This window comes from Streptomyces sp. NPDC032940 (genome assembly GCF_040636935.1).
GTDB lineage: Bacteria > Actinomycetota > Actinomycetes > Streptomycetales > Streptomycetaceae > Streptomyces.
Map to the genome: position 1 here is coordinate 103,197 of NZ_JBEZVJ010000010.1, position 19,816 is coordinate 123,012.

The window sequence follows — 19,816 nt, forward strand, 5'->3', positions numbered from 1 at the left end:
GAGCTTGCGCCACGCATGATCCCGGATGGCGGAAGGTGTCATTCCGTCGCTGGTCCCGGGGTCGCCGCGGCACCCGTCAAGGGGTCGAACACCGACATGTCCACCTGAACGGGTGAGTGGTGAGTAACCACACAAGGGCCCGGTTCCGTTGGGATTTTCCGACTTCGGTGCGCCAAGATCCATGACTGACGACAAGCCCCCGCCACAGCGGCGGGGCGGTCCGGGCGGACGCCGAGTCCTGCCGCCGCCCGGACGACCGGTCGACAGGAGTGGATCGGCAGGAGTGGAGGACCCGAGCACGACGGGTCGCCGGAACGGCCGCCCCCCGACGGGGAGGCGCCGGGCCGAGCAGCCCTTGGGGTGAAGCCGCACCCGTGCGGCCGGGCAACTTCGCCAGCCCGAATCCGACAGGTCATCCTTCACAGGCGGCTGACGAAGGGTTGCGCATGACTGCGCTCAATCGTGTCCCGTCCCTGATGGCCCGTGCCGGTACGGCCTCGGCCCTGACCATCGCCGCCGTGGGCGGCACCCTCGTGGTTCCCGGCGCCGCCTCCGAGGCCGCCGCGGCGGCCCACGCCACGAAGGCCCTGCGGATCGCGGCCTCCAAGAAGGGCTCCCCCTACGCGTGGGGGGCCACCGGCCCGTACCGGTTCGACTGCTCCGGACTGACCCTCTACTCGTTCAAGAAGGCCGGCAAGAAGCTGCCGCGGACCGCCGCGCAGCAGTACAACAAGACCCGGCACGTCTCCGCCGGGAGCCGCAAGGCCGGGGACCTGGTGTTCTTCCACTCGGGCCGGAGCGTGTACCACGTCGGCATCTACGCCGGTAAGGGCAAGATCTGGCACGCCCCGAAGACCGGGGACGTGGTGCGGCTCCAGAAGATCTGGACGAGCAACGTCTCGTACGGCCGGGTGAGGTGAGCCGCCCGGAGCGGTGACGGCGCCCTGACGCGCCGTCACCGCCCGGGATGCGTGACGCGGCGCTCGGCGGTTACCCGTCAGGCATGGCCGACCACCGCCGCTGCACCGCACGCAACGAGACCCCGCTGGAGCGAGCCGACCGCAACTTCGTCGAGCTGCTCCAGGAACTACGCGTCACCCAGACCGGGGTGCAGATCCTCTTCGCCTTCCTGCTGTCCCTGGCCTTCACGTCGCGCTTCCCGGAGCTCGACACCTTCCAGCGCGCCGTCTACGTGACCACGCTGCTGTTCACGGTGCTCGCCGCGATGCTGTTCACGGCTCCGGCCGCGCTGCACCGCTCGCTCTTCCAGCGGGGCGCCAAGGCGCGCATCGTGCGGGTGTCCTCGCGACTCGCCACGGCGGGCCTCGGCGTACTGGTCTGCGCGTTCACCGGCTCGGTGCTGCTCGTGGTCGACGTGACCGCGGGCCGGTCCGGCGGAGCGGCCGCCGGCGCGGTGACGCTGCTGGCCTGCCTCGGCCTGTGGGGGCTGCTCCCCCACCGGGTCCGGCGGGTCCACATGACCGGTGAACGCCGTGCCGCGGATCGCCGCACGGCGGCGGACCCGGCCCCGTCGGCCCGGCACGGCCGGGCGCGGGGCCGCACGGCCCGGGCCGCGACGTCCGTCGCGCGCCGGGTGCCGTCCACGCCTCAGCGCTGAGGCTCCTGCCGCTCCACCGCCTCGCCCCGGGGACGTCCCACGACCGGGACCGGCTCGGCGGGCACCGCCGGGGCCGGTGCCGTCCAGGGCAGTTCGATGGAGACGGTCTTGCCGCCCTCACGTGTGGGCCGCACTCTCAGCCTGCCGCCGCACTCAGCGGTCAGCCAGCGGATGATCACCATGCCCCGGCCGTTGTCCTGCTGCACGGCGGCGGGCAGCCGCTTGGGGAAGCGCGGATGGCTGTCGGTGACGCCGATGTACAGCCGCTCGTCGCGGTCGAGGACGAGGTCCACCGTGAAGGTCGGCGACTGCCCGAACGTGTGCTGCACCGCGTTCGTCGCCAGCTCCGAGACGATGAGCCGGACGGTCTCCGACACCTCCGCCTCCGCGGGCAGACCCCACTCCGCCAGGGTGCCCACCACGTAGGTGCGCGCGGCGGCCACCGAGGCGGGATCGCTCGGCAGAGTGACGGATGCTTCCAGATGGTCTGCCATGGCGACGTCGTCCCTTCCCACGGGACCGCGGTCCGACACGGAGCGGATGGTTCGAGTACGGTCCCGGACTGGTGCTTCACCGTCAGACTGCCATCACCACCCGGAGCGGGGCGGCGATCCACCGGGATATGCATATATCTGTCGCTCGAAGCGGTGAACTCTGCGACGGCAGAGCGTATTCGGGTGGCTCACTGGGAGTAGAGGAGTGGCCCATGCAGCACGGTCCGGTGGTGCGCCGCCGCAAGCTGGGCGCGGAACTGCGCGCCCTGCGCACGTCGGCGGGCATCACCAGCGGCGAGGCGGCCCGGCTGGTGGGCTGGCACCAGTCGAAGGTCAGCCGGATCGAGACCGGGACGAGCGGGGCGAAGCCGGCCGACGTGCGGTTGCTGCTGGACGCCTACGGAGTGGCCGACCGGGAACTGCGGGAGCTGCTGGTGGTGCTGGCGGGCTCGGAGGACACGGGCGGCCGGCACCACTGGTGGCACGCCTATCGCGGGGTGCTGCCGCCGACGTACCGGGACTTCATCAGCCTGGAGTCGCAGGCGAGCGCGATGCGGACGCTGGAGACCACGGTCGTGCCGGGGCTGCTGCAGACACCGGAGTACGCCCGCGCGGTCACCCGGGCCGCCGTGGAGGGTCTGTCGGAGGAACGGCTGGACACGCTGGTGGAGGTCCGGCTGGCCCGGCAGGACGTGCTGCGGGCCGACCCGCCGCTGGAGCTGAACGCGGTGCTCGACGAGGCGGTGCTGCGCCGGGAGGTGGGCGGGGCGGGGGTGATGGCCCGCCAGCTGGAACGGCTGGTGGAGGCCGCGCGGCTGCCCCATGTCCGGCTCCAGGTGCTCCCGTTCGCCGCCGGGGCGCACATCGGCGTCACCGGCCCTTTCGTCATCTTCTCCTTTCCGAGCACTTCTGATCTCGACGTGGTGGTTCTCGACCACTTGACGAGTAGCCTCCATCTCGAGCGGAAAGAAGACCTAGAGGCCTACACCGAGGCTTTCCACGCTCTCCTGCACCATGCCCTTTCGCCCGAGGACTCGTTGGACTACATCGCCGCGACAGCGGCCGGCGCGTAAGGAGGCACCATGTCCGCACTTCCTCGGAACACCCCCACGAGTACCGACCTGCACGGCGTGCGGTGGCGGCGCAGCAGCTACAGCACGGGAGCCAACAACTGCGTGGAGACGGCACGTCCGGCGGCCGGCCCCTGGGCCGGACTCCTCGCCGTACGCGACTCCAAGGACCCGGCCGGTCCCGCGCTGCTCTTCTCCCCCGGGAGCTGGGCGTCCTTCACGGCCGCCGTCCACGACGGCCGGACCGGCTGATCCCGCCGGGTGCCGCGCGACGCACGGCCGTGCCACGCCGACTCATGGCCGCGTTTCGCCGATCACCCGTACAGCCTGTGCGATCTGATCCCCGGAGAGGTCCGCGCGAGCGGTCAGCCTGATCCGTGAGATGCCATCGGGCACCGACGGAGGGCGGAAGCAGCCCACGGACAGGCCGGCCGCACGGCAGTCGGCCGCCCACCGCACGGCTCCCTCCGGGGAGGGAGCGCGCACGGAGACCACCGCGGCGTCCGGGCGCACCGCCTCGAGGCCCGCGGCGGTCAGGCGTGCGTGCAGTTCGGCCGCCACCTCGCGCGCCCGCGCGGCCCGGCCGGGCTCCCGGCGCAGCAGCCGCAGTGCGGCGAGGGCCGCGCCCGTGGCGGCGGGGGCGAGTCCGGTGTCGAAGATGAACGTCCGGGCGGCGTTCACCAGATGGTCGATCACCCGCGCGGGGCCGAGCACGGCGCCGCCCTGGCTGCCGAGCGACTTGGACAGCGTGACCGTCGCGACGACGTCGTCGGCGCCCGCGAGCCCCGCGGCGTGCGGAGCGCCCCGGCCGCCGTCGCCGAGGACGCCGAGACCGTGGGCGTCGTCGACGACCAGCCCCGCGCCGTGTTCCCGGCACGCCTCGGCGAGGCCGGCCAGCGGCGCCGCGTCGCCGTCCACCGAGAACACCGTGTCGGAGACGACGACGGCGGGCCCGTCGTGCGTCGCCAGCGCCTTGCGCACCGCGTCCGGGTCGGCGTGAGCCACCACCTGGGTGGTCCCCCGGGCCAGCCGGCAGCCGTCGATCAGCGAGGCGTGGTTGCCCGCGTCGGAGACGACGAGGGAGCCGTGCGGGGCCAGCGCGGTGACCGCGGCGAGGTTGGCCGCGTAGCCGGAGGAGAAGACGAGCGCGGCCTCGAAACCGCAGTGGGCCGCCAGTTCGCGCTCGAGTTCGGCGTGCAGATCGGTCGTTCCGGTCACCAGCCGGGAGCCGGTGGCGCCGCCGCCCCAGGTCCGCGCGGCCCGCGCCGCGCCCTCGGCCACCTCCGGGTGCCGGGCCAGCCCGAGGTAGTCGTTGCCGGCCAGGTCCAGCAGGGGTGACTCGGCGGGGCGGGGCCGCAGGGTGCGGACCAGTCCGGCCCGGCGGCGCGCCGCTGCCTGCTCGTCGATCCAGCCGAACGCCATGGCTTCGCCCTCCGGGGTTTTGTAGGCAGTGGACAGACATTAGCGGCACGACGGGCTGCCCGAGGTGTGGCGATACCCACACGGTGATCTGTCACTGTTGTGCGAAGTCTCCTTGGCCCCGGGCGGCCCCGTAGGACAGGATCGGCTCTCATGGACCTGCTGAACACGCTGGTGGACAAGGGGCTTCGGCGCGAGACGCCGACCCGCGAGGAAGCGCTGGCCGTCCTCGCCACTTCCGACGACGACCTGCTCGAGGTGGTGGCCGCGGCCGGCAGGGTGCGCCGTCACTGGTTCGGCCGACGGGTGAAACTCAACTACCTCGTCAACCTCAAGTCGGGCCTGTGTCCCGAGGACTGCTCCTACTGCTCGCAGCGGCTCGGCTCCAAGGCGGAGATCCTCAAGTACACCTGGCTCAAGCCCGGCCAGGCCTCCGAGGCCGCCGCCGCGGGCGTGGCCGGCGGCGCGAAGCGGGTGTGTCTGGTGGCCAGCGGCCGCGGTCCGACCGAGCGGGACGTGGACCGGGTCTCCGAGACGATCCGGACCATCAAGGAGCAGAACGAGGGCGTCGAGGTGTGCGCCTGTCTCGGCCTGCTCTCCGACGGCCAGGCGGAGCGGCTGCGCGAGGCGGGCGCCGACGCCTACAACCACAACCTCAACACGTCCGAGTCGACGTACGGGGACATCACGACCACGCACACCTACGCCGACCGGGTGGACACGGTCAACAAGGCGCACGCGGCCGGGCTGTCCGCCTGTTCCGGGCTGATCGCGGGCATGGGCGAGAGCGACGAGGACCTGGTCGACGTGGTCTTCTCGCTGCGCGAGCTGGACCCCGACTCGGTGCCGGTGAACTTCCTGATCCCGTTCGAGGGCACGCCGCTGGCCAAGGAGTGGAACCTCACCCCGCAGCGCTGCCTGCGCATCCTCGCGATGACGCGGTTCGTGTGCCCGGACGTCGAGGTGCGCATCGCCGGCGGCCGCGAGGTGCATCTGCGCTCGATGCAGCCGCTCGCGCTGCACCTGGCCAACTCGATCTTCCTCGGCGACTACCTCACCAGTGAGGGCCAGGCGGGCAAGGCGGACCTGGAGATGATCGCGGACGCCGGTTTCGAGGTGGAGGGCACCGGCGAGGTGACCCTGCCGGAACACCGGGCGGCCGGCCGGGGCGGCTGCGGGTCGCACGGGGACGGCGCGGACGGCGGCGCCTGCGGGTCGCACGAGGGGAACGGGGGCTGCGGCTCCCACGCGGGCGGCGGCGTCTGCGGTTCCGCCCCTGCGGCCGCGGAGGTGCCGGCGGCGGGCGAGGCGCGTACGGACCTGGTCGCCGTGCGCCGGCGCGGTGCCGGAACGGACCTCGCGCCCAATGCCTGAGCCCGCGCTGACCGTCGACGAGCTGCTGACCCTCGACCGGCGGCACGTCTGGCACCCCTACGGCCCCATGCCCGGCCGGCAGGACCCGCTCGTCGTGGAGTCGGCGAGCGGGGTGCGGCTGCGGCCGGCCGACGGCTCGGGCGAGCTGGTCGACGGGATGTCGTCCTGGTGGTCGGCGATCCACGGCTACAACCACCCGGTGCTCAACGAGGCCGCACGGGAGCAGCTGGACCGGATGAGTCACGTCATGTTCGGCGGGCTCACCCATGAGCCCGCCGTGCGGCTGGCGAAGCTCCTTGTCGACATGTCGCCGCAGGGGCTGGAGCATGTGTTCCTCGCCGACTCCGGGTCGGTGTCGGTCGAGGTCGCGGTCAAGATGTGCCTCCAGTACTGGCGTTCGCTGGGCCGGCCCGCGAAGCGGCGGCTGCTGACCTGGCGCGGCGGCTACCACGGCGACACCTGGCAGCCGATGTCGGTGTGCGACCCCGAGGGCGGGATGCACGAGCTGTGGAGCGGGGTGCTGCCGCGTCAGGTCTTCGCGGACGCCCCGCCCGCGGAGTACGAGGAGTCGTACGCCGAACATCTGCGCGCGACGGTCGAGCGGCACTCCGAGGAGCTGGCCGCGGTGATCGTCGAGCCGGTGGTGCAGGGCGCGGGCGGCATGCGCTTCCACTCCCCCGCCTATCTGCGCGTGCTGCGCGAGGCGTGCGACGCGCACGACGTGCTGCTGGTGTTCGACGAGATCGCCACCGGCTTCGGGCGTACGGGCGCGCTGTTCGCGGCGGAGCACGCGGCCGTGTCGCCGGACGTGATGTGCGTGGGCAAGGCGCTGACCGGCGGTTACCTCACCATGGCGGCGACGCTGTGCACCTCGCGGGTGGCCGAGGGCATCTCGCGCGGCGAGGTGCCGGTGCTCGCGCACGGGCCGACGTTCATGGGCAACCCGCTCGCGGCGGCCGTGGCGTGCGCGTCGATCGGGCTGCTGCTCGGCCAGGACTGGCGCGCGGAGGTCAAGCGCATCGAGGCGGGCCTCACCGGGGGGCTCGCGCCCGCCGCCGAACTGCCGGGCGTGACCGACGTGCGGGTGCTCGGCGCGATCGGCGTGGTGCAGCTCGACCACCCCGTCGACATGCGGGCGGCGACCGAGGCGGCCGTGCGCGAGGGTGTGTGGCTGCGGCCGTTCCGCGACCTGATCTACACGATGCCGCCCTACGTCACGGGCGACGCCGACGTCGCGCGCATCACGCGCGCGGTGTGCGCGGCGGCACGGGAAGGATGACGACATGCCGGTACTGGTGATCACGGGGACGGGCACGGAGGTCGGCAAGACCGTCGTGACCGCCGCCGTCGCCGCGACGGCGCTGGCCGTGGGCCGGTCGGTGGCCGTGCTCAAGGCCGCCCAGACTGGCGTACGTCCGGACGAGCCCGGGGACGCCCAGGAGGTCGCGCGTCTCGCGGGCGCCGTGACGGCGGCCGAGGTCGACCGTTACCCCGAGCCGTTGGCACCGGGCACGGCCGCGCGGCGGGCCAGGCGGGCGCCGGTGCGTCCCGGGGAGGTGGCGGAGCGCGCGGCCAAGCTGGCGACCGAGCACGACCTGGTGCTGGTGGAGGGTGCGGGCGGCCTGCTCGTCCGCTTCGACGAGGAGGGCGGCACCCTGGCGGACGTCGCGGCACTTCTGGGCGCGCCGGTGCTCGTGGTGGCGTCGGCGGGCCTGGGCACGCTGAACACGACCGAGCTGACGGCGCGCGAACTCGCCGCGCGGGGGCTTGAGTTGCCGGGTGTGGTGATCGGCAGCTGGCCGGCGGAGCCGGACCTCGCCTCGCGCTGCAACCTCGCGGACCTGCCGGAGGTGTCGGGGGCACCCCTGCTCGGCGCCCTGCCCGCCGGCGCGGCCGCCCTCGCACCGTCCGCCTTCCGGTCGGCGGCACCGCAGTGGCTGGCACCCCGTCTGGACGGCACGTGGGACGCGGAGGCCTTCCGGCGCGGGGAGGCCCCCTGAGCGACGGACGCCTCTGAGGCGGGCCGCGCGCCCCACCGGGGGACACGGGCCACGGGCCGCGGCGGCTTCCGGGGCGGGAGCGACGGCTGCGGCGCAGAGGCCCGTGTTGTCAGCGCGTCGGCGGGCGGGTGCGCGGTGCCCGTGCGGGGGACAATCGCGGTAAGGCGCCACCTCGTGAGGGAGGTCCCATGCCGCAGCGATCCGCCCGTGCCCGCTCCGTGCCCCCGGACGCCGTGCACCATCCGCTCTTCGCCCGCTACTACGCCCGGGCCAGCGTGAGCGCCGAGACCCGGCTGGGCATGGCACGGGTGCGCGAGCGGCTGCTCGCCGGGCTGTCGGGGCGGGTGCTCGAGGTCGGCGCGGGCAACGGGCTGAACTTCGCGCACTATCCGGGCGCCGTCTCGGAGGTCGTCGCCATCGAACCGGAGCGTTCCCTGCGGCAGCTGGCCGTGGACGCGGCGCTGCGCGCCCAGGTACCGGTCGACGTGGCGCCGGGCGCGGCGGAGGCGCTGCCGGTCAAGAGCGAGGCGTTCGACGCGGCCGTCGTGTCGCTGGTGCTGTGCAGCGTGCGGGACGTGCCGCGGGCGCTCGGGGAGCTGCGGCGCGTGCTGCGGCCCGGCGGCGAGCTGCGGTTCTTCGAGCACGGGCGGGGCGGCGGACGCATGATGACGCTCACCCAGCGCGCGCTGGACCGCACGGTGTGGCCGCCGCTGGCCGGCGGCTGCCACGTCTCCCGCGACCCGGTCGCCGCGCTGCGGGACGCCGGGTTCACCCTGGGCCCCTACCGGCGGATGCTGATGCCGGAGAACGGACCGGCGCTGCCGATGTCGTACTGCGTCCTCGGCACGGCCTGGCGCCCGCCGGGGGACGGCGCCTAGGACTGTCTGACCCTTCCCGTCGTCGCCCGAAGGGCGGCCGCGCGGCGTCAGGCGCGTGCTCTCGGCGTGCCGGCCCGAGACCCGCGTACCAGACGTACCCGGGTCCGGGGCCGGTGGGCGAGTGGGGGTGCCCCCTCCGGGGGAGCGTGCATGGCGTCGCACGGCAGACGGGAGTCGTCAGACAGGCCTCAGGCGCCGCGCGCGGCCGTCACACCGTCCACTGGCGCAGCTCGTGCGCGATGTCCTCGACCGACGCGTCGCCGCTCTTGACCAGCAGGGCGAGGTCGCGCACCTGCTCGGGGGTGGTGGCGACCTTGACGCCGCTGGCGACCAGATAGGCGTAGGCGACCGCGGAGGCGAAGAGGGCGTTGGAGCGCTCCAGCGCGGGCACGTGGATCAGGAGCTGGAGCAGGGCCGCGGCGCGGGCGTGCGGGCCCTCGTAGACGGGGACGTCGAATATCTCGGCGCTGTGGCGGGCGACGGCGGCGACGAGGGCGCCCCAGTCGGTGACCTGGGGGTCTCCCGGGGTGCGCTGTTCGGCGAGCATCAGCAGCCAGGCGAGGTCGATGGTGAGATCGTTCAACGGCTCAGCGGCGGCGCTCGCCGACCTCCTCCGCGAAGACCTTCTCGTACTGCTGCATGAAGTCGGCGGCGGCCTCCACGAAGGTGCGGCCGGCCTCGCCGGTGTCCTGCCGGACCAGTTCCTCGATGTAGCGGTTGACGCTCATCCCCCGGGCCAGGGCCCGTTCGCGGGCGGCCCGGGCGGTGCCCTCGTCCACCCGCACGTTCAGCTGGGCCTTCTGGGTCTTCGCCATACCTCGAAGCTAGCGCCGGAACGCTAGCAGGGGCAAGGGCGGCCGCCGTCCGCATGCCGGAATTCACGGCGGCTGTGCGCCACGGGTGGTGTGATCACGCCATGACTGATCTCCGGATACGGGCCGCCGGGCCCGAGGACCTCGATTCCGTGCTGGCCTTCTGGAAGACGGCCGCGGAGGGGACGAGCATCAGCGACGACCGGGCCGGCGTGGAGCGGCTGGTCGCCCGCGACCCCGAGGCGCTGATCCTGGCCGAGCGCGACGGCACGCTGCTGGGCACGGTGATCGCCGGCTTCGACGGCTGGCGCTGCCATCTGTACCGGCTGGCGGTGCACCCGGACCACCGCCGCCAGGGCGTCGGCTCGGCCCTGCTGGACGCCGCGGCGGAACGGTTCGCAGGGCTCGGCGGGCGGCGCGCGGACGCGATGGTGCTGGTGCGCAACGAGCGGGCCCAGCATGCGTGGCGGGCCGCCGGGTACGCGCCTGAGGAGAAGTGGCGACGCTGGGTCAAGCCCCTGACCGGCTGAGGAGCTTGACCGACGGAGGTCCCCCCACCGGCCGAAGGCCCCGCACCGAGGGAAAGGCAGTGAGCACCGGCACATGAGCGAGCGTCCCGGCGCACGACATCGCGCGAACCTCCGCGTCCTGCCCGATCATGGAGCCGAGGTGACCCGATGACCGAAGTGCTCCTGCTGCTGGTGGCGATCCTGCTCTCGCTCGCGTGCGGCGCCTTCGTCGCGGCCGAGTTCTCCCTGACGACCGTCGAGCGCGGCGAGCTGGAGCGCGCCGTAGAGCGGGGCGAGCGGGGCGCGGCGAGCGCCTTGAAGGGCGTACGGAACCTGACGTTCCAGCTGTCCGGGGCGCAGCTCGGCATCACGGTCACCAACCTGGTGGTCGGCATGCTCGCCGAGCCGTCGGTCGCGGCACTCATCTCGGGGCCGCTGGAGGACGCCGGGATGTCCCGCTCGACGGCCTCGTCGCTGGCGCTGGTGCTGGGCACGGCCCTGTCCACGGTCTTCCTGATGATCGTCGGTGAGCTGGTGCCGAAGAACTGGGCGATCTCCTCGCCGCTGGCCGTGGCCAAGCGGGTGGGCGGTCCGCAGCGCTGGTTCAGCATGGCCTTCCGGCCCTTCATCACCCATCTGAACAACACGGCCAACCGTGTCGTGCGCCGGCTCGGCGTGGAGCCCGCGGAGGAGCTGGCGTCCGCACGCGGCCCGCAGGAGCTGGCGGCGCTCGCCCGGCACTCCGCCAAGGAGGGCGCCCTGGAACCGGACACCGCCGAGCTGTTCGTGCGGACCCTGAACCTCGCCGACCTGACGGCGGAGAACGTGATGACCCCGCGCGTCCAGGTGATCGCCCTGGACTGGCGGGCGACCTGCGAGGACGTGGCGAACGCGACGCGGGCGACGGGGTTGTCCCGGTTCCCGGTCTTCCGGGACAGCCTGGACACGGTGGTGGGGACGGCCCATGTGAAGGACGTGCTGGCGGTGCCCGCCGAGCGCCGGCCCCGGGTGCCCGTCGCCGAGCTCATGCGGGAGCCGTTGCTCGTCCCGGAGACGCTGACCGTCGACCGGCTCCTGGACCGGCTTTCCGGACGGCGCACGATGGCCGTCGTCATCGACGAGTACGGCGGGACGGCGGGGGTCGCCACGCTGGAGGACATCGTCGAGGAGGTCGTCGGCGAGGTGCGCGACGAGCACGATCCGCACGAGACCCCCGAGCTGGACGCGGCCGGCACCGACGAGCAGGGCCGCGCCCTGTACCGGGCCGACGGCGCGGCCCGGGTGGACCGGCTCGCCCGCCTCGGCCTGCGGGTTCCGGAGGGCCCGTACGAAACGGTCGCGGGGCTGGTCGCGGCCCGGCTGGGCCATATCCCCGAGGTCGGCGACACCGTCGACCTCGAGGGCTGGCGGCTGGACGTCGTGGACGCGACGGGGCGCCGGGCGGCCCGGGTGCTGCTGCACGCGCCGCTCGCCGACGACCCGTCCGGCGACGGCGGACACGGACACGGTGACGGGGAGGCCGGACGGTGACCGCGGTGCAACTGCTGATCGGTCTGGCGACGCTCGTCGTCAACGCCTTCTTCGTCGGTGCCGAGTTCGCGCTGATCTCGGTGCGCCGCAGCCAGGTGGAGCCGTACGCCGAGGAGGGCGACCGGCGGGCCCGGAGCGTGCTGTGGGGGCTGGAGCACGTCTCCGCACTGCTCGCGGCGGCGCAGCTCGGCATCACGCTGTGCACGCTGGTCCTCGGCATCGTCGCGGAACCGGCCATCGCGCATCTGCTGGAGCCGGTGTTCCACGCGGTGGGCGTGCCGTCGGGGGCGGGACACGCGGTGTCCTTCGTGATCGCCCTGGCCCTCGCGACGTATCTGCACATGCTGCTCGGCGAGATGGTCCCGAAGAACGTCGCGCTGGCCGAGCCGGTGCGCAGCGCGCTGCTGCTGGGGCCGCCGCTGGTGGGACTGTCCCGTGCGCTGCGCCCGGTGATCTTCACGGTGAACGCCTTCGCGAACGGGCTGCTCAAGCTGCTCCGGGTGGACGCGAAGGACGAGGTCTCGGCGACGTTCACGGACACCGAGCTGGCCGAGATCGTCAAGGACGCCGGCGAGGCGGGGCTGATCGACGACCGCGCCCAGGAGCGGCTGCACGACGCCCTGGAGCTGGGGCGCAGGCCGGTGCGGGACGTCGTGCTGCCCCTGGAACGCGTCGTGCACGCGCGCGTGGGCATCACGCCGGAGCAGTTGGAGCGGTTGTCGGCCGAGTCCGGGTTCTCCCGCTTCCCCGTGGTCGACGACGGGCGGCGCATCGTCGGCTACCTGCACGTCAAGGACGCCCTGGACGCCTCCCCCCGGGACCAGCCGTTCCGGCTGCGGGACATGCGGCCCATCGCCCGGGTGCGGGAGGTCACCCCGCTGGACGACGTGCTCACGGCGATGCGCCGCAGCCGTACGCATGTTGCGGCGGTCCTGGGCTCCGACGGGCGGCTGGCCGGGCTCGTGACCATGGAGGACGTGCTGCGGGAGCTGTTCGGGCAGCGGAACTGAAGGCCTCTGGCACGGGGCGACCGACCGGCGGGTATGTGCAGGGGCTACCATTTCTGTCGCCATGCAGACGAACCCCACCCACACCAGCCTCGTCGCCGTCGGCGACTCCTTCACCGAGGGCATGTCCGACCTGCTGCCCGACGGTTCCTACCGGGGCTGGGCCGACCTGCTCGCGGCGCGGATGGCCGCCCGCACCCCCGGTTTCCGGTACGCGAACCTCGCCGTGCGCGGGAAGCTGATCGGCCAGATCGTCGACGAGCAGGTGGACGTCGCCGCGGCCATGGGCGCCGATGTGATCACGCTGGTCGGCGGGCTCAACGACACCTTGCGGCCCAAGTGCGACATGGCCCGGGTGCGGGATCTGCTGACGCAGGCGGTGGAGCGGCTGGCCCCGAACTGCAAGCAGCTGGTGCTGATGCGCAGCCCCGGCCGGCAGGGCCCGGTGCTGGAGCGGTTCCGGCCGCGCATGGAGGCGCTGTTCGCGATCATCGACGACCTGTCCGCACGGCACGGCGCCGTGGTCGTCGACCTGTACGGGGCCCGGTCGCTGGCCGACCCGCGGCTGTGGGACGTGGACCGGCTGCACCTGACCGCCGAGGGCCACCGCCGGGTCGCGGAGGCCGTGTGGCAGACACTGGGCTACGCACCCGAGGACCCCGACTGGCACGCGCCGGTCCCGGCGACGCCGCCCCCGGGCTGGCTCACGCGCCGCGCGGAGGACGTCCGCTTCGCCCGGCAGCACCTGCTGCCCTGGATAGGCCGCAGGCTGACGGGCCGCTCGTCCGGCGACGGACTGCCGCCCAAGCGCCCGGAGCTGCTGCCGTACGAGGACCTGGCCTGATCGTTCCCGGAGCGGCCCTCCCTTCGTAGCTTCCGACGAACAACCCCGCGGCGCTGGCCTGCACGAATCGCCAGTAGAATCCGTTTACGTGACTTCCGCTCCCGCCAAGCCCCGCATCCCGAACGTCCTCGCCGGACGCTACGCCTCCGCCGAGCTCGCCACGCTCTGGTCGCCCGAGCAGAAGGTGAGGCTCGAGCGGCAGCTCTGGCTCGCCGTGCTGCGGGCCCAGAAGGACCTGGGCATCGAGGTGCCCGACGCCGCGATCGCCGACTACGAGCGTGTGCTCGACCAGGTCGACCTGGCCTCCATCGCCGAGCGCGAGAAGGTCACGCGGCACGACGTGAAGGCGCGGATCGAGGAGTTCAACGACCTCGCCGGCCACGAGCACGTGCACAAGGGGATGACCTCCCGCGACCTGACGGAGAACGTCGAGCAGCTCCAGATCCGGCTGTCGCTCGAGCTGATCCGCGACCGTTCGGTGGCCGTCCTGGCCCGCCTCGGCAAGCTGGCCGGCGAGTACGCCGAGCTGGTCATGGCCGGCCGCTCGCACAACGTGGCCGCGCAGGCGACCACGCTGGGCAAGCGGTTCGCGACCGCCGCCGACGAGCTGCTCGTCGCCTACGGCCGGGTGGAGGAGCTGCTGGGCCGCTATCCGCTGCGCGGCATCAAGGGACCGGTCGGCACCGCCCAGGACATGCTGGACCTGCTCGGCGGGGACGCCGGCAAGCTCGCGGAGCTGGAGCAGCGGATCGCCGGGCACCTCGGCTTCTCGCAGGCCTTCACCTCCGTCGGCCAGGTCTACCCGCGCTCGCTGGACTACGAGGTCGTCACCGCGCTGGTGCAGCTGGCGGCGGCGCCGTCCTCGCTGGCCAGGACGATCCGGCTGATGGCCGGGCACGAGCTGGTCACCGAGGGCTTCAAGCCCGGCCAGGTCGGCTCCTCCGCGATGCCGCACAAGATGAACACCCGCTCCTGCGAGCGCGTCAACGGCCTCATGGTGATCCTGCGCGGCTACGCGTCGATGACCGGCGAACTGGCGGGCGACCAGTGGAACGAGGGCGACGTGTCCTGCTCCGTGGTGCGCCGGGTGGCCCTGCCGGACGCGTTCTTCGCGCTGGACGGACTGCTGGAGACCTTCCTGACCGTGCTCGACGAGTTCGGCGCCTTCCCGGCCGTCGTCGCCCGCGAGCTCGACCGCTACCTGCCCTTCCTCGCCACCACCAAGGTGCTGATGGGCGCGGTGCGGGCCGGGGTGGGCCGCGAGGTCGCGCACGAGGCGATCAAGGAGAACGCCGTCGCCTCCGCGCTGGCGATGCGCGAGCAGGGCGCCGAGCGCAACGAGCTGCTGGACAAGCTGGCCGCCGACGAGCGCATCCCGCTCGACCGCGCCCAGCTCGACGCCCTGATGGCCGACAAGCTCTCCTTCACCGGCGCCGCGGCCGGCCAGGTCGGCGTCGTCGTCGGCCGGATCGAGGAGATCGTCAAGCAGCACCCGGCCGCCGCGGGCTACACCCCCGGGGCGATCCTCTGACCCGCTTCAGCCGGGCCGAACTGGAGGCCGCCCGCGACCGTCTCGTACCGGACGTCGTCGCGGACGGCCTCCGTGTGCTCTTCTGCGGCATCAACCCCGGCCTGTTGTCGGCGGCCACGGGACACCACTTCGCCCGCCCCGGCAACCGCTTCTGGCCGGTGCTGCATCTGTCCGGCTTCACGCCGAGGCTGCTCAAGCCCTCGGAGCAGGACCTGTTGCCCTCGTACGGGCTCGGCATCACCAACGTCGTCGCGCGGGCCAGCGCGCGGGCGGACGAGCTGAGCGCCGACGAGTACCGGGAGGGCGGGCGGCTGCTGGCGCTGAAGGTGGCACGCCTGCGGCCCCGTTGGCTTGCCGTGGTGGGCGTGACCGCCTACCGGGCGGCCTTCGACGACCGCGGGGCTCAGGTGGGTCCGCAGGAGCGGACGATCGGGGGCACCCGGATCTGGGTGCTGCCCAACCCGAGTGGTCTGAACGCCCATTGGACCGCGCAGACGATGGCCGAGGAGTTCGCCCGGCTGCGGATCGCCGCGGAGGCAGAACCGGAGGCGTAGGCCGTGGTCATGGCAGGGCCTCCTCCGTGACCACGGCCAGCAGCTGCACTTCGTCCGCCTCGTCCCGGTCGGCGACGGCCACCGCGAGCCGGCGGCCCGTGCCCTGCGCGTCCCAGAGGTACGCCACGCGGGCGCGGGCGCTGAGGCCGGCCCACGGCTCGGGTATCTCCTCGCGCTCGGTCCGCAGCAGGACCGTCTGGAGATTCCACAGGTCGGGCTCCCCCCAGCGCTCGGCGAGGCGCTCGCACAGGGCGTCGCGCTCCTTCTCGTAGTCCTCCACCGTCACCGCCCGCTCCCCCGGGTCGCCGCCGCGCAGGCCGTGGCTGCTCGCCAGCACGGCCGTGAGGTGACCGGGGCACGACGGGCCGTGCTCCGCCGGGAAGGGCCGGAAGCACAGCTCGTCGATGAGGGCGAGCTGCCGTGCGATGTCCATGCCCTCCAGTAAACCGGCCGCCACTGACAATTGGCGGGGCGTCAGCCGTCCGCGGCTCAGGCGTCCCGGCGGTGCAGCCGCCAGGCCCCCGCGAGGACGGCGGCGGCCGCCCACAGCGCGGTCACCGCGAGCCCCGTCCAGGGTCCGAGGGGCCCGTCGTGCGTCTGGTGCAGGGCGACTTGGCCCGCCTGGTCCGGCAGGAAGTCGGTGGCGCCGCCGGCCGCGTCCCCGATCACGAAGGCGACGACGAGGATGAACGGGACGACGGTGGACAGGGTGGCCGTGCCGCTGCGGAACAGGGCAGTGAGACCGGCTGCGAACAGTGCCATCAGCGTCAGGTAGATCCCGCAGCCCACGACGCCGCGCGCCTGCTCGCCGGCCGTGAGTCCGTCCGCCGCGGCGCCGAGGCCCGCCCGGGCCGCGACGAGTGCGGCGCAGGCGGTGAGCAGGCCCACGGCCAGCACCGGTGCGGCCACGACCACGAGCTTCGCCGCGAACCACCGGCCGCGCCGCGGGACCGCGGCCAGCGAGAGCCGGATTCCGTTCCCCCGGTACTCCGAGGACACGGCCAGGGCCCCGTAGGCGATCGCGGCGATCTGCCCCGGCCAGACGCCGGACAGGGCCGTGAACAGGGGGTCGAAGCCGGGTTCGGACGTGCCGGAGTTGCCGGCCAGCGCGGAGAACGCCGTAGTGACCGCGAACACGGCGAGCAGGGTGCCGCACAGGGAGCGCAGGGAGAGCACCTTGAGGGCCTCCGCGCGCAGGACGGGCGTGAAGGTGGTCATGGCCGGGCCTCCTGGGGCTGGGCGGCGAACTCTGTCTCGGCGGCGGTCAGGCCGAGGTAGGCCTGTTCCAAGGTGCCTTCCTCGGGGGCCAGTTCCAGGACGGGCACACCGGCTCCGGACAGGGCACGGCCGATGTCGTCCACGCGCGCGTGGTGCACGGTCCAGTACCCGTCCGCGTGCTCCACGGCGTCGTGGCCGTACCGGGCGAGGGCCGCCTTCAACGCGGTGACGTCCGAGGTGCGGACGCGGACACGCGGCTGCACGCGCGCGTCGATGAACTCCCGCATCGGGGTGTCGGCCAGCAGGCGGCCCCGGCCCAGGACCACCAGGTGGTCGGCGAAGGACGCGGTCTCGTTCATCAGGTGGCTGGAGACCAGCACCGTGCGGCCCTCGGCCGCGAGCCGCCGCAGCAGCTCCCGGATCCAGATGATGCCCTCGGGGTCGAGCCCGTTGGAGGGCTCGTCCAGCAGCACCACCTCGGGGTCGCCGAGCAGCGCGGCGGCGATGCCCAGCCGCTGGCGCATGCCCAGGGAGTACGTCCGCACCCGGCGGCGGGCCGCCGAGGCGATGCCCGTCTCCTCCAGCACCTCGTCGACCCGGCGCGCGGGCAGGCGGTTGCTCGCCGCCAGGACGCGCAAGTGGTCCCGGGCGGTGCGCGAGCCGTGCGCCGCGTGCGCGTCGAGCAGGGCGCCGACGTGGCGCAGCGGCTCGTGGAGCGCGGCGTAGGGACGCCCGCCGACGGTCGCGGTTCCGGAGGTGGGCCGGTCCAGGCCGAGCACCAGCCGCATGGTGGTGGACTTTCCCGCGCCGTTGGGGCCGAGGAAGCCGGTGACGCGGCCGGGGCGCACGGTGAAGGTGAGGTCGTCGACGGCTCGTCTGGTGCCGTACTCCTTGGTGAGGTTCTGGACGTCGATGCTGGTCATGACAGCAGCGTGGCCTCGCGTACGGGGGCCGGTCCTCCCCCGTCGGGGGGCGGTGTCTCCCCCGCACGGGGGATCTCGTTGTCAGTGGGCGCTGGCACGATGGCGCCATGGCACGGTTCTGGCGCCCGCTGTCTCGCGGGGCGACATACACACGCCTGCTGCACCTGTGGGTGCCGGCGGCGGCGTTCAGCGTGTGGATGTGGGTGGCGCCGGAGCTGCCGTGGGTGCCGGCGCTCGTGCTCGTTCCGGTCGGCCTGATCCCGGTCGTGCGGGTGGGCGAAGGCGTGCAGGCGCGGTACATGCTGACACCGGGGGAGACAAAGCCCGAGTTCTCCGTGCGGCCGGCCACGGGCTGGCGGGACCGTTGGCGGACCGTGCTGTGGCTGGAGGCACGCATGGTCCTGGCGTTCGTCGTGGGCTTCGCCACGGTCTGGCTGCCGATCCTGTCGTACACGGCCGCCGCGTCCGTCGTCGGCCGTGTGCCCGAGGACATGCCGGTGGTGGCCGGTACGGAACCGCACTGGGCCTACGCCCTGCTCGTCCCTGTCCCGCTGCTGCTCCTGTACGGCACGGTGGTCGGCCTCGGCGAGCTGGCCACCTTCCTCGCGCGCGGGCTGCTCGGCCCGTCCGCCGCCGAGCGCCTCACGGCCCTCGAGGAGCGCACCGAACAGCTTCTGGAGCGCACCCGCATCGCCCGCGAGCTGCACGACTCCATCGGCCACGCCCTGACCGTCGCCGTCGTCCAGGCGGGGGCCGCCCGCGCGGCGAACAGCCCCGACTTCACCGACCGGGCGCTGACCGCGATCGAGGAGACCGGCCGGGCGGCCCTGGAGGATCTGGAGCGGGTGCTCGGCGTGCTGCGGGAGGCGGAGCGGCCGGTGAGCGGCCGGCCGACGCTCGTGGACGCCGACCGGCTGCTGGAGTCCGCCCGCGCGTCCGGGGCGAAGGTCGACGCCGAACTGACGGGGCCTCTGGAGACCGTGCCGGGCCCCGTCTCGCGGGAGGGCTACCGGATCCTCCAGGAGGCGCTGACCAATGTGCTGCGGCACGCGGGCTCGGTCCCCGTGCGGGTCCGCGTCCGGGTCGTGGACGGCAGCCTCGCTCTCGACGTGCGCAACCCCCTGCCGGACGGGAGAGCGGCACCGGAGCGCGGCAGCGGCCTGCGCGGCATACGCGAACGGGCCGCGCTGCTGGGCGGGCGGGCGCACACGGGACCCGACGCCGGTGACTGGCAGGTCCACGTCGAGCTGCCGGTGGGCTGATCTACGCTGACCGCATGCCGGTCAGAGTTCTCCTCGTCGACGACGAGCCCCTCGTACGCGCGGGTCTGCGCGCCGTGTTGGAGGCGCAGCCCGACATCGAGGTGGCCGGGGAGGCGGCCGACGGGGCGGCGGTCGTCCCGCTGGTGCGGCAGCTGCGGCCGGACGTGGTCGCCATGGACGTCCGCATGCCGCTGCTGGACGGCATCGAGGCGACGCGCATGCTGCTGCGGACGATGCCCGACCCGCCCAAGATCCTCGTGGTGACGACCTTCGAGAACGACGAGTACGTGTACGAGGCGCTGCGTGCGGGCGCCGACGGGTTCCTGCTGAAGCGGGCCCGGCCGGCCGAGATCGTGCACGCGGTGCGGCTGATCGCCGAGGGCGATTCGCTGCTGTTCCCCGCCTCGGTGCGGCAGCTGGCCGCCGAGTACGGCGACGGCGGCGGGAACCGCGCGGCCCGCGCGGCGCTGGAGCGGGCGCGGCTGACCGAGCGGGAGGGAGAGGTCCTGCGGCTGATGGCGCGCGGGCTGTCGAACGCGGAGATCGCCGCCCGGCTGGTCGTCGGCACGGAGACGGTCAAGTCGCATGTGAGCGGGGTGCTGGCGAAGCTGGGGGCGCGGGACCGCACGCAGGCGGTGATCACGGCGTACGAGTCCGGGTTCGTGGCCCCGGGCTGAGGCGTCCCCCGGAGCCGGGGCGGGGCGGACCGGTGCTCGCCCGCGGGGAGCGGGCCGAGTACGATCCGGCCAACACGCGCACGAGCTGGGAGGACG

Annotated in this window: 23 protein-coding genes and 1 riboswitch; of the genes, 16 read left to right on the forward strand and 7 right to left on the reverse strand. The window is 73.6% G+C overall.

The features are described from left to right. The first annotated feature begins 349 nt into the window (after positions 1–349). Positions 350–411: riboswitch (cyclic di-AMP (ydaO/yuaA leader) on the forward strand. A 35-nt stretch (positions 412–446) separates the two neighbouring features. Together AB0E77_RS15570 and AB0E77_RS15575 are read left to right on the forward strand one after the other, a co-directional pair. Then, positions 447–920: a C40 family peptidase gene (locus AB0E77_RS15570; protein WP_361570096.1), complete on the forward strand. Its 474-nt coding sequence runs from the start codon at positions 447–449 to the stop codon at positions 918–920. A gap of 83 nt (positions 921–1,003) precedes the next feature. Beyond that, positions 1,004–1,618, forward strand: coding sequence for a DUF6328 family protein (locus AB0E77_RS15575; RefSeq protein ID WP_361570098.1), 615 nt, complete (start codon positions 1,004–1,006; stop codon positions 1,616–1,618). On the opposite strand, the gene AB0E77_RS15580 is transcribed toward AB0E77_RS15575, so the two are convergent. Beyond that, the gene (locus AB0E77_RS15580) at positions 1,609–2,112 is read right to left on the reverse strand and encodes an ATP-binding protein (RefSeq protein ID WP_361570100.1); all 504 of its coding nucleotides are present in this window, start codon (positions 2,110–2,112) and stop codon (positions 1,609–1,611) included. The genes AB0E77_RS15575 and AB0E77_RS15580 overlap by 10 nt on opposite strands. Before the next feature lie 212 nt (positions 2,113–2,324). On the opposite strand from AB0E77_RS15580, the gene AB0E77_RS15585 reads away from it, so the two are divergent. Beyond that, positions 2,325–3,185: a helix-turn-helix transcriptional regulator gene (locus tag AB0E77_RS15585; protein ID WP_361570102.1), complete on the forward strand. Its 861-nt coding sequence runs from the start codon at positions 2,325–2,327 to the stop codon at positions 3,183–3,185. 9 nt (positions 3,186–3,194) lie between these two features. Then, positions 3,195–3,434 (forward strand): DUF397 domain-containing protein, encoded by a 240-nt coding sequence (locus AB0E77_RS15590; protein WP_361570104.1) that lies wholly within the window; start codon positions 3,195–3,197, stop codon positions 3,432–3,434. 42 nt (positions 3,435–3,476) lie between these two features. Here AB0E77_RS15590 and AB0E77_RS15595 read toward each other — a convergent pair whose 3' ends face one another. Continuing rightward, complete coding sequence (locus AB0E77_RS15595; RefSeq protein WP_361570106.1) at positions 3,477–4,604, reverse strand: 8-amino-7-oxononanoate synthase; 1,128 nt, start codon at positions 4,602–4,604, stop codon at positions 3,477–3,479. A gap of 150 nt (positions 4,605–4,754) precedes the next feature. Between AB0E77_RS15595 and bioB the strand changes: the two genes are divergently transcribed. From bioB to AB0E77_RS15615, 4 genes are all read left to right on the forward strand, one after another. Further along, the gene (gene bioB, locus AB0E77_RS15600; RefSeq protein ID WP_361570108.1) at positions 4,755–5,975 is read left to right on the forward strand and encodes a biotin synthase BioB; all 1,221 of its coding nucleotides are present in this window, start codon (positions 4,755–4,757) and stop codon (positions 5,973–5,975) included. Continuing rightward, positions 5,968–7,254, forward strand: coding sequence for an adenosylmethionine--8-amino-7-oxononanoate transaminase (locus tag AB0E77_RS15605; protein WP_361570110.1), 1,287 nt, complete (start codon positions 5,968–5,970; stop codon positions 7,252–7,254). Before bioB ends, AB0E77_RS15605 begins: the two co-directional genes overlap by 8 nt. Before the next feature lie 4 nt (positions 7,255–7,258). Then, the gene (gene bioD, locus AB0E77_RS15610; RefSeq protein WP_361570112.1) at positions 7,259–7,975 is read left to right on the forward strand and encodes a dethiobiotin synthase; all 717 of its coding nucleotides are present in this window, start codon (positions 7,259–7,261) and stop codon (positions 7,973–7,975) included. 188 nt (positions 7,976–8,163) lie between these two features. Next, positions 8,164–8,853, forward strand: coding sequence for a class I SAM-dependent methyltransferase (locus AB0E77_RS15615; RefSeq protein ID WP_361570114.1), 690 nt, complete (start codon positions 8,164–8,166; stop codon positions 8,851–8,853). A gap of 208 nt (positions 8,854–9,061) precedes the next feature. Here the strand turns inward: AB0E77_RS15615 and AB0E77_RS15620 are convergent, their stop codons facing one another. Continuing rightward, positions 9,062–9,436: a fic family toxin-antitoxin system, toxin component gene (locus AB0E77_RS15620; RefSeq protein ID WP_361570116.1), complete on the reverse strand. Its 375-nt coding sequence runs from the start codon at positions 9,434–9,436 to the stop codon at positions 9,062–9,064. A 4-nt stretch (positions 9,437–9,440) separates the two neighbouring features. Beyond that, entirely contained in the window at positions 9,441–9,668 is a 228-nt protein-coding gene (locus AB0E77_RS15625) for a toxin-antitoxin system HicB family antitoxin (RefSeq protein ID WP_361570118.1), read from the reverse strand. Between the two features lie 101 nt (positions 9,669–9,769). Between AB0E77_RS15625 and AB0E77_RS15630 the strand changes: the two genes are divergently transcribed. The 6 genes from AB0E77_RS15630 to mug all read left to right on the forward strand — a co-directional run bounded on the left by AB0E77_RS15630 (position 9,770) and on the right by mug (position 15,640). Beyond that, the gene (locus AB0E77_RS15630; RefSeq protein ID WP_361570120.1) at positions 9,770–10,195 is read left to right on the forward strand and encodes a GNAT family N-acetyltransferase; all 426 of its coding nucleotides are present in this window, start codon (positions 9,770–9,772) and stop codon (positions 10,193–10,195) included. Positions 10,196–10,342: 147 nt separating this feature from the next. After that, positions 10,343–11,704, forward strand: coding sequence for a hemolysin family protein (locus tag AB0E77_RS15635; protein ID WP_361570122.1), 1,362 nt, complete (start codon positions 10,343–10,345; stop codon positions 11,702–11,704). Beyond that, a complete protein-coding gene (locus tag AB0E77_RS15640; protein WP_361570124.1) occupies positions 11,701–12,714 on the forward strand; it encodes a hemolysin family protein in 1,014 nt (337 codons plus the stop codon). Before AB0E77_RS15635 ends, AB0E77_RS15640 begins: the two co-directional genes overlap by 4 nt. Positions 12,715–12,775: 61 nt before the next feature. Then, positions 12,776–13,555, forward strand: a complete 780-nt coding sequence (locus AB0E77_RS15645) for an SGNH/GDSL hydrolase family protein (RefSeq protein WP_361570126.1) — start codon at positions 12,776–12,778, stop codon at positions 13,553–13,555. Between the two features lie 88 nt (positions 13,556–13,643). Next, entirely contained in the window at positions 13,644–15,086 is a 1,443-nt protein-coding gene (gene purB / locus AB0E77_RS15650; protein ID WP_361570128.1) for an adenylosuccinate lyase, read from the forward strand. Continuing rightward, a complete protein-coding gene (gene mug, locus AB0E77_RS15655) occupies positions 15,083–15,640 on the forward strand; it encodes a G/U mismatch-specific DNA glycosylase (RefSeq protein ID WP_361570363.1) in 558 nt (185 codons plus the stop codon). Before purB ends, mug begins: the two co-directional genes overlap by 4 nt. Before the next feature lie 7 nt (positions 15,641–15,647). On the opposite strand, the gene AB0E77_RS15660 is transcribed toward mug, so the two are convergent. Genes AB0E77_RS15660 through AB0E77_RS15670 form a run of 3 tightly spaced genes read right to left on the reverse strand, consistent with a single transcriptional unit; the run spans position 15,648 to position 17,781 of the window. Continuing rightward, positions 15,648–16,073, reverse strand: coding sequence for a hypothetical protein (locus tag AB0E77_RS15660; RefSeq protein ID WP_361570130.1), 426 nt, complete (start codon positions 16,071–16,073; stop codon positions 15,648–15,650). A 56-nt stretch (positions 16,074–16,129) separates the two neighbouring features. Next, positions 16,130–16,858 carry an ABC transporter permease gene (locus AB0E77_RS15665; RefSeq protein WP_361570132.1) on the reverse strand — a complete coding sequence of 243 codons (729 nt, stop codon included), beginning with the start codon at positions 16,856–16,858 and terminating at the stop codon, positions 16,130–16,132. Beyond that, positions 16,855–17,781: an ABC transporter ATP-binding protein gene (locus AB0E77_RS15670; protein ID WP_361570134.1), complete on the reverse strand. Its 927-nt coding sequence runs from the start codon at positions 17,779–17,781 to the stop codon at positions 16,855–16,857. The genes AB0E77_RS15665 and AB0E77_RS15670 overlap by 4 nt, the downstream gene beginning before the upstream one ends. Positions 17,782–17,888: 107 nt before the next feature. Between AB0E77_RS15670 and AB0E77_RS15675 the strand changes: the two genes are divergently transcribed. Both AB0E77_RS15675 and AB0E77_RS15680 read left to right on the forward strand, forming a co-directional pair. After that, on the forward strand, positions 17,889–19,043 hold the full coding sequence (locus AB0E77_RS15675) for a histidine kinase (RefSeq protein WP_361570136.1): 1,155 nt from the start codon (positions 17,889–17,891) through the stop codon (positions 19,041–19,043). Between the two features lie 14 nt (positions 19,044–19,057). Continuing rightward, positions 19,058–19,720 carry a response regulator transcription factor gene (locus tag AB0E77_RS15680; RefSeq protein ID WP_361570138.1) on the forward strand — a complete coding sequence of 221 codons (663 nt, stop codon included), beginning with the start codon at positions 19,058–19,060 and terminating at the stop codon, positions 19,718–19,720. The last annotated feature ends 96 nt before the right edge of the window (positions 19,721–19,816 follow it).

Bases quoted from the DNA above. Each gene is read 5' to 3' on its own strand.
- AB0E77_RS15595 (WP_361570106.1), bottom strand. From the start codon at position 4,604: ATGGCGTTCGGCTGGATCGACGAGCAGGCAGCGGCGCGCCGCCGGGCC.
- AB0E77_RS15580 (WP_361570100.1), bottom strand. From the start codon at position 2,112: ATGGCAGACCATCTGGAAGCATCCGTCACTCTGCCGAGCGATCCCGCC.
- AB0E77_RS15625 (WP_361570118.1), bottom strand. From the start codon at position 9,668: ATGGCGAAGACCCAGAAGGCCCAGCTGAACGTGCGGGTGGACGAGGGC.
- AB0E77_RS15665 (WP_361570132.1), bottom strand. From the start codon at position 16,858: ATGACCACCTTCACGCCCGTCCTGCGCGCGGAGGCCCTCAAGGTGCTC.
- AB0E77_RS15645 (WP_361570126.1), top strand. From the start codon at position 12,776: ATGCAGACGAACCCCACCCACACCAGCCTCGTCGCCGTCGGCGACTCC.
- AB0E77_RS15575 (WP_361570098.1), top strand. From the start codon at position 1,004: ATGGCCGACCACCGCCGCTGCACCGCACGCAACGAGACCCCGCTGGAG.
- AB0E77_RS15660 (WP_361570130.1), bottom strand. From the start codon at position 16,073: ATGGACATCGCACGGCAGCTCGCCCTCATCGACGAGCTGTGCTTCCGG.
- AB0E77_RS15605 (WP_361570110.1), top strand. From the start codon at position 5,968: ATGCCTGAGCCCGCGCTGACCGTCGACGAGCTGCTGACCCTCGACCGG.
- bioD (WP_361570112.1), top strand. From the start codon at position 7,259: ATGCCGGTACTGGTGATCACGGGGACGGGCACGGAGGTCGGCAAGACC.
- AB0E77_RS15630 (WP_361570120.1), top strand. From the start codon at position 9,770: ATGACTGATCTCCGGATACGGGCCGCCGGGCCCGAGGACCTCGATTCC.
- AB0E77_RS15615 (WP_361570114.1), top strand. From the start codon at position 8,164: ATGCCGCAGCGATCCGCCCGTGCCCGCTCCGTGCCCCCGGACGCCGTG.
- AB0E77_RS15585 (WP_361570102.1), top strand. From the start codon at position 2,325: ATGCAGCACGGTCCGGTGGTGCGCCGCCGCAAGCTGGGCGCGGAACTG.
- AB0E77_RS15670 (WP_361570134.1), bottom strand. From the start codon at position 17,781: ATGACCAGCATCGACGTCCAGAACCTCACCAAGGAGTACGGCACCAGA.
- AB0E77_RS15675 (WP_361570136.1), top strand. From the start codon at position 17,889: ATGGCACGGTTCTGGCGCCCGCTGTCTCGCGGGGCGACATACACACGC.
- AB0E77_RS15590 (WP_361570104.1), top strand. From the start codon at position 3,195: ATGTCCGCACTTCCTCGGAACACCCCCACGAGTACCGACCTGCACGGC.
- AB0E77_RS15570 (WP_361570096.1), top strand. From the start codon at position 447: ATGACTGCGCTCAATCGTGTCCCGTCCCTGATGGCCCGTGCCGGTACG.
- AB0E77_RS15635 (WP_361570122.1), top strand. From the start codon at position 10,343: ATGACCGAAGTGCTCCTGCTGCTGGTGGCGATCCTGCTCTCGCTCGCG.
- AB0E77_RS15680 (WP_361570138.1), top strand. From the start codon at position 19,058: ATGCCGGTCAGAGTTCTCCTCGTCGACGACGAGCCCCTCGTACGCGCG.
- bioB (WP_361570108.1), top strand. From the start codon at position 4,755: ATGGACCTGCTGAACACGCTGGTGGACAAGGGGCTTCGGCGCGAGACG.